Annotated in this window: 7 protein-coding genes; 4 read left to right on the top strand and 3 right to left on the bottom strand. The window is 71.0% G+C overall.

From position 1 onward, the window contains the following. Window positions 1-929, top strand: a 929-nt coding sequence (locus QH283_RS20930) for a cysteine protease StiP family protein (RefSeq protein ID WP_280504672.1), incomplete at its 5' end; no start/stop codon positions are given. Then, on the top strand, window positions 929-1,780 hold the full coding sequence (locus tag QH283_RS20935; protein ID WP_280504673.1) for an HAD family hydrolase: 852 nt from the start codon (window positions 929-931) through the stop codon (window positions 1,778-1,780). The genes QH283_RS20930 and QH283_RS20935, both read left to right, overlap by 1 nt. A gap of 14 nt (window positions 1,781-1,794) precedes the next feature. Here QH283_RS20935 and QH283_RS20940 read toward each other — a convergent pair whose 3' ends face one another. From QH283_RS20940 to QH283_RS20950, 3 genes are read right to left on the bottom strand one after another with little or no spacing between them, the layout of a single operon-like run. Then, window positions 1,795-2,556: an AIM24 family protein gene (locus QH283_RS20940; RefSeq protein WP_280504674.1), complete on the bottom strand. Its 762-nt coding sequence runs from the start codon at window positions 2,554-2,556 to the stop codon at window positions 1,795-1,797. A gap of 19 nt (window positions 2,557-2,575) precedes the next feature. Next, window positions 2,576-3,265, bottom strand: coding sequence for an AIM24 family protein (locus tag QH283_RS20945; RefSeq protein ID WP_280504675.1), 690 nt, complete (start codon window positions 3,263-3,265; stop codon window positions 2,576-2,578). Between the two features lie 11 nt (window positions 3,266-3,276). Further along, entirely contained in the window at window positions 3,277-3,900 is a 624-nt protein-coding gene (locus QH283_RS20950) for an AIM24 family protein (protein ID WP_280504676.1), read from the bottom strand. 185 nt (window positions 3,901-4,085) lie between these two features. Here QH283_RS20950 and QH283_RS20955 point away from each other — a divergent pair, with 185 nt between their 5' ends. Both QH283_RS20955 and QH283_RS20960 read left to right on the top strand, forming a co-directional pair. Then, window positions 4,086-5,378, top strand: a complete 1,293-nt coding sequence (locus QH283_RS20955; protein WP_280504677.1) for a TerD family protein — start codon at window positions 4,086-4,088, stop codon at window positions 5,376-5,378. 31 nt (window positions 5,379-5,409) lie between these two features. Next, window positions 5,410-6,573 (top strand): TerD family protein (locus QH283_RS20960; RefSeq protein WP_280504678.1); only part of this gene is annotated, 1,164 nt, incomplete at its 3' end.

The following is a 6,573-nucleotide window of genomic DNA, read 5'->3' on the forward strand; positions in this document are numbered from 1 at the left end:
AGACGGTTCTGGCCGACTGCGCCGAGCGGCTCGCGCTGGGGGTGGCGACGGTGGCCGAGCTGGTGGTCGCCGAGCGCGGGCCCGACGTGACGCTGGTGTCGCTGGCCAGGGCGGGGACCCCGATCGGCGTGCTGATGAAGCGCTGGCTGGCCCGGCGTGGCCGCATCGGCGAGCGCGCACTGGACGTGCCGCACTATGCGGTGTCCATCGTGCGTGATCGCGGGATCGACGCGGTGGCGCTGGATTATCTGGCCGCGCACCACGATCCGGCCTCGGTGGTCTTCGTGGACGGCTGGACCGGCAAGGGCGCGATCGCCAAGGAGCTCGCCGAGGCGCTCGAGGTCTATCACGCGGCGGGCGGGGCGCGCTTCGACCCCGACCTGGCGGTGCTGGCCGACCCGGGCAGCTGCGTGCGCACCTTCGGCACCCGCGACGACTTCCTCATCGCCTCGGCCTGCCTGAATTCCACGGTGTCCGGGCTGGTCTCGCGCACGGTGCTCAACGACACCCTGATCGGGCCGGGCGATTTCCACGGCGCGAAGTTCTACCGGCACCTGGCTGGCCAGGACGTCTCGATCCGCCTGCTCGACACTGTCGAGGCGGCCTTCGACGCGGTGGCCGACCGGGTGCCCGCCGAAGTGGCGGCGGTGCGGGCGAGCGACCGCACTCCCACCTGGGCGGGCTGGGCGTCGGTGGAGGCGGTGCGCGCCGAATACGGCATCAGCAGCGTCAATTTCGTCAAGCCGGGCGTGGGGGAGACCACCAGGGTGCTGCTGCGACGGGTGCCGTGGCGGGTGCTGGTGCGCGAGGCCGAGGCGCCCGAGCACGCGCACATCAGGTTGCTGGCGCGGGCACGCGGGGTGCCGGTGGTCGAGGTGCCCGAACTGGCGTATTCGTGTATGGGATTGATCAAGGAAGTGCAGGAGTGATGCTTGCTCGAAGACCCCGGCCGGAGGCGCTGGTCGCCACCGACCTCGACCGCACGATGATCTACTCCCGCAACGCCTTCGGCGCCGCCGCGCCCGCGACGGTGTGTGTGGAGCATCTGGACGGCGAGCCGTTGTCGTACATGACCACGGTCGCGGCGCGGCGGTTGCGTTCGCTCACCGAGTCGGCGGCGGTGCTGCCGACCACCACCAGGACGATCAAGCAGTTCACCCGCATCCGCCTGCCCGGCGCGCCGTGGCGCTACGCGGTCACCAGCAACGGCGGCAACATCCTGGTCGACGGTATCCCCGACATGCGCTGGCGCACCGATGTCGACGCGAAGGTGCGGGCGGGCGGCACCACTCTCTCGCACGTCAGCGCCGAGTTGCGCCGCCGCATCGACGACAGCTGGGTGCGCCGGTTCCGCATCGCCGACCACCTGTTCTGCTACCTGGTGGTGGAGCCCGCCGCCACGCCGCCGGATTTTCTGGCGGAGTGGGACGACTGGTGCCGCTCGCGTGGTTGGACCGCCTCCCAGCAGGGGCGCAAGATCTACAGCATGCCGCAGGCGGTGTGCAAGAGCGTGGCCGTGGCCGAGGTGCGCAGGCGGCTGATCGAGGCGGGCGAGCTGGCCGAGGGCGCCACCACCCTCGCCGCGGGCGACGGCGCGCTGGACGCGGAGATGCTGCTCGCCGCCGACCGGGCGATCCGGCCACGACACGGTGAACTCGAGCAGCTGGGCTGGACCGCACCGAATCTCACCGTCACCGAGGCGGGCGGGATCGTCGCGGGCGAGGAGATCCTGGACTGGCTGGTCACCGAGTCGGAGCGGGCCGACCGGGCCGTCGCCTGACCGGCCCTGGACCGTCAGTATCCCTGCTGCTGGGCCAGCTGCGAGGTGATGGTGGCCTGTAGCCGTTGCAGGCCCGGCACCGTGATGCCGCTCTGCAACTGACCCTCGATGGTGCGCACCAGCATCGAGTCGCTCATCACCTTCTCGCTGGACTGGATGAGCACCGTGCCCGCGCCGGTGAAGTCGAACTGGCGCTCCTCGCCGGAGTTCACGCCGAAGGCGGCCGCGCCCGCGGCCAGGAAGCCGTTGATCCAGTTCTCGTCGTAGTGGTGGCTCGGCGAGGGGCAGTCCGCCCAGCCGACCAGCGATTCCGGGTCGACCCGCAGCGGCGGTTCGGCGAAGATGACCGGGCCGTTGGAGGAGGCGAGGAACTTGCCGGTGCCGATCAGGGTCAGGAAGCCGGGGACGATGGACTGCTTGAGCGACAGCTCCGGCTCGAAGGCGAGCAGGTTGGCCGCGCGGATGGTGAGATTGCCGTCGTCGAGGTCGTAGGAGTTGATGTCGTAGCCGCGATCGCCGATGACGAGCTTGCCGTGCCCCTCGGCCACCACGTAGTCACCGGTGAACAGTGGCGCGGAGAACCGCCGCGCCACCATGTTCATCAGGTGGCCCTCCAACCCGTGTGTGAGGGCCTTGAACGACATCTGGCCGTAGTAGGCGATCATCGCGCCCTTGCGCATGAACCACGGTTTGGTCAGGTCGATGCAGTAGGCGTAGCTGTTTCCCGGGATGTTGTCGCTCTCACCGAGATTCATCGGGTTCAGGATCTGGGCCATCAGCTCACAACTCTCCCGCTCACAGCTTTTCTTCGGAAGCCTGGACGTAGACCACGCCCTGCCCGGTGCACTGCAACTGCATCGCTTCACCCGACCCGCGGCCGACGGCGTCGCGCCAGCTCAGGGCCGCCTTGAGTTCGGTGTTGACGGTGCCGTAGGCGGCGACGAACGCCTGTGGGTCGACCACCACCGGATTCGGCCCGCCCACCGGCAGTTCCAGGAAGCCGCCGTGCCCGAGCAGCACCGCGGCGCCGTGCCCGGACAGCTGGGTGGTGAACATGCCCTGTCCGGTCAGCGCGCCGCCGGCCGCGCCGCGCAGCGCGCCCATGAGCCCGCCACCGCCGCCGCCACCGGAACCGGCCACCGACACGACGGACGATTGCAGTCCCGCGGTGTAGGCCAGCAGGCGGGAGGCCTCCACCCGCAGCGCCGCGCCGTGCTGTAGGTGCACCACGTGGACCTCGAGACCGGCGAAGCCGTAGTGCACCTGACCGTGGCCCTGCGCCAGCATGGTGCGCTCGTGCTCACCGGCGAGCATGCGGCCCGCCATGCCCATCAGCCCGCCGCCCATGCCCTGTGCGCCGGGGATCTGGTGCGGGCTGAAGACGACATCGCCCTGGTAGAACAGCATCGCGCCGGTGCGTGCCACCACGCCGCCTGCCGGGCCGACATCGACCTTGACGACCTTGCCGTTGACCTGCTCGAACATCGGCGCTCCCCTTACCGTTCCGCCGGCTGGATCAGCACGACGCCCTGACCGTCCCAGCGCAGCGAGAAGGCCTCGCCGCCGTCGGAACCGGTGAAGGTCCGCCAGGACATGTCGGTCACGAAGGAACTGGTGACATTGCCCTGCGCGGCGACGAAGGCGTCCTTGTCGACGACCAGCGGATACTGCGGGGACACCTCGAGATGGATGAGCGGCCCGCCCGCCGACAGCAGCGCGACCTGGCCGTGCCCGGTGACGGTGGTGGTGAACAGGCCCGCGCCGGTGGTGGCGCCGCCGAGCCCGGCGAAACGCACGTCGGTGCGCAGGTTTCCGCAGAAGGCGAGCAACTGCTGGGACTCCACCTGCAGGGTCTCGCCGTTGAGGTTCACCACGGTGACGTTCTGCCCGTTGACGGCGAAGAACACCCGGCCGTTGCCCGAGCACTCCATCAGCGACAGCTTCTCGCCGGTGGCCCTGCGCTTGAGGCCGGCGAGCACGCCGTCGCCGCCGCCGAAGCCCGCCGACTTGAACTGCACATTGCCTTCGTAGGCGATCATCGAGCCGGACAACGCGCGGATGCTTGTGCCCGCGAGGTGGGCCTCGATCACCTTCTTCGATTGTTCGAAAAGTTGTGCCATAGCGGTGATTGCCTGCTGTCTGTTCCGCCCGTCACCGGGCCTCGGGTGGCCGGGCCCTGTCCATGTGCCGCAACACTAACCGATCGCCGTGGCGGCCATGCGGCAACGAGGGCGGCAACGACGGCGGTACCGGGCCGCTTGGTCGTAGAGTGGCAGAGAACGCACCGACGAGCGAAGGGTCGACCTTGTCCGCAACACTCGCCAAGGGGCAGAACGGTCCGCTGAACACCGATGGGCTGGTCATTTCCGTGCAGTTGACGGCGCCGGCGGATCTGTCCGCCCTGCTGGTGACCGACCGGGGCAAGGTGCGCACGGACGCGGATTTCGTCTTCTACAACCAGCCGATCGGTCCGGGGGTTCGGCTGGTGCCCGGTCCGGCGGGGCAATCCGCCTCGCTGTCGATCGACCTGAACCAGATCCCGGCCGACATCGACCAGATCCGCGCGGTCATCACCCTCGACGACGCGAGCTCCAGCTTCGGCGCCTTCGCCCCGCCCACCGCGATCGTCTCCGACACCGCGGGCACGCGGCTCTACGAGTACCGGATCGACGGCCTGGACCGGGAGTCGATCGTCATCGCGCTCGAGGTGTACCGCAGGCAGGGCGCGTGGAAGGTGCGCGCGGTCGGTCAGGGCTATGCGGGCGGATTCGCCGCGCTGGTCACCGATCACGGCGTGAACGTGGATTCCCCCGCGCCGCAGCAGAGCGCGCCCGCGCAGGCGCCCCCGCCGCCGACCCAGCAGGTCCCGCCCGCGCAGTACGGGCACCAGGCCGGGTATCCGCCGCAGGGTGGGTATCCGCCGCCGACGCAGCAGTATCCGCCGCAGGGTGGCTACCCGCCGCCCACGCAGCAGTACCCGCAGGGCGCGCCCGCGCCGTCCGGTGAGGTCAGCCTGCGCAAGGACCGTCCGGTCAGCCTGCAGAAGGGCCAGCGGGTCACCCTGCGCAAGGAGGGCGGCACCGCGCTGACCTTCGTGAAGATGGGCCTTGGCTGGGACCCGGTGACCACGCGCGGCATGTTCGGCAACCGCACCGTCGACATCGACCTCGACGCCTCGGTCATCATGTTCGCCGACGGCAACCCGGCCGACTTCGCCTACTACGGTCAGCTGTCGTCCAAGGACGGCTCGGTGCGCCACCAGGGCGACAACCTGACCGGCGAGGGCGACGGCGACGACGAGGTGATCCTGGTCGATCTGACCAGGGTGCCCGCGCACATCACCACCCTGCTCTTCATCGTCACCTCCTACAAGGGCCACACCTTCGAACAGGTCAAGAACGCCTTCTGCCGCCTGGTCGACGGCCAGAACAACGCCGAGCTGGCCCGCTACACCCTCTCCGGCGGCATGCCCTTCACCGCGATGGCGATGGCGAAGGTGTTCCGGGCCGGCGGGGAGTGGAAGCTGCAGGCGCTCGGCGATGGCTTCCAGGCCAAGCATCCCGGCGAGGCGATCCCGCAGCTCGGCCGCTTCCTCTGACCCGCGCGGCACGGACATCGGAGGGGCAGCGGTGACTCGACTCCAGGCGGGCCAGAACGTCGCGCTGGCCGCGCGGGCGGTGACCTTCCAGGCACAGGCCGACAGCGCGCTGGACGTGTGCGCGCTGGTGGTCGGCGAGGATCTGCGCTGCGCGGCCAACGCCGACTTCGTGTTCTACAACCAGACCGAGACCGGCGGGGTGCGGTTGAGCGGCGCGCGGCTGGAGGTGAACGTCGGCGAACTGCGCGCCGACGCGGCCGCGGTGCTGCTGGTGGTCAGCGCCGAGGACCCGCGGCGCGCGCTCGGCCGGGTGCGCACCGTGCTCACCGACGGCGAGGGCGAGGCGCTGGTGCGTTTCGACGTCGAACCGGCGGCGGGCGAGAGCGCGCTGATCTGCCTCGAGGTGTACCGGCGCGGCGAGGACTGGAAGGTGCGCGCGGTCGGCCAGGGCTACGCGGGCGGCCTGCCGGTTCTGTTGCCCGCGCACGGCATCGAGGTCGAGGACCCGGGTCCGCACGGCGCGGCGGACGGCTCGGGCACCGGGCCACGGCGCACCCATGCGCCCGACGGTGGCCCCGAGGTGGAGGTCGGCTACGGCCTGGAACGGCTGTGGATGATCTTCGAGGACGCGGCCCGCTCGGCGGCTGCGCTGGTGGCCGCGCGCGACTACGCCGCCAGACGGCTGGACGAGGAGCTCTCGGCGGCGGTCGCCGACCCGGCCACCCGCACCGGCGCCGCGGCCGAGCAGGCCCGCCTGGCCGCGCAGCGGCGGGCCGATGAGCTCACCGCCACCGCCGAGGCCGATCACCGTCGCGACAGCGAGCAACTGATCGAGGAACTGGCCAGGACCGAACCGCGGCTGCCGCCCGCCCTCGCCGCCTGGCACTCGCCCGTCTGGCAGCGCGACCCCGTGCCCGCCGACGGCATCAGGATCGGCGAGTTGCACGCCCCCGACCGCGGCGGCCCGCGCATCCCCTACTGCGTGCCGGTGCCGTTGACCAGGCCGCTGTGGATCGACACCGAGAACCCGGCCGCCGCCGCGCCCGTGGTGGGCGCGCTGCTGGCCCGGCTGCTCGCCGTCGACCCCCCCACGCCCCCCCGTTTAGACGTGATAGATATAAGCGGCGCCGACACGGCCCAGCGGGCCGCGCTGGCCCCCCTGCGGGCGGGGGCGCCCGGGACCGCTCACACCAGG

The sequence above is a fragment of the Nocardia farcinica genome, assembly GCF_029867845.1.
Classification (GTDB): domain Bacteria; phylum Actinomycetota; class Actinomycetes; order Mycobacteriales; family Mycobacteriaceae; genus Nocardia; species Nocardia farcinica_A.

Excerpts from the sequence above, each read along its gene's own strand:
- QH283_RS20935 (WP_280504673.1), top strand. The coding sequence starts at position 929 with ATGCTTGCTCGAAGACCCCGGCCGGAGGCGCTGGTCGCCACCGACCTC.
- QH283_RS20940 (WP_280504674.1), bottom strand. The coding sequence starts at position 2,556 with ATGGCCCAGATCCTGAACCCGATGAATCTCGGTGAGAGCGACAACATC.
- QH283_RS20950 (WP_280504676.1), bottom strand. The coding sequence starts at position 3,900 with ATGGCACAACTTTTCGAACAATCGAAGAAGGTGATCGAGGCCCACCTC.
- QH283_RS20945 (WP_280504675.1), bottom strand. The coding sequence starts at position 3,265 with ATGTTCGAGCAGGTCAACGGCAAGGTCGTCAAGGTCGATGTCGGCCCG.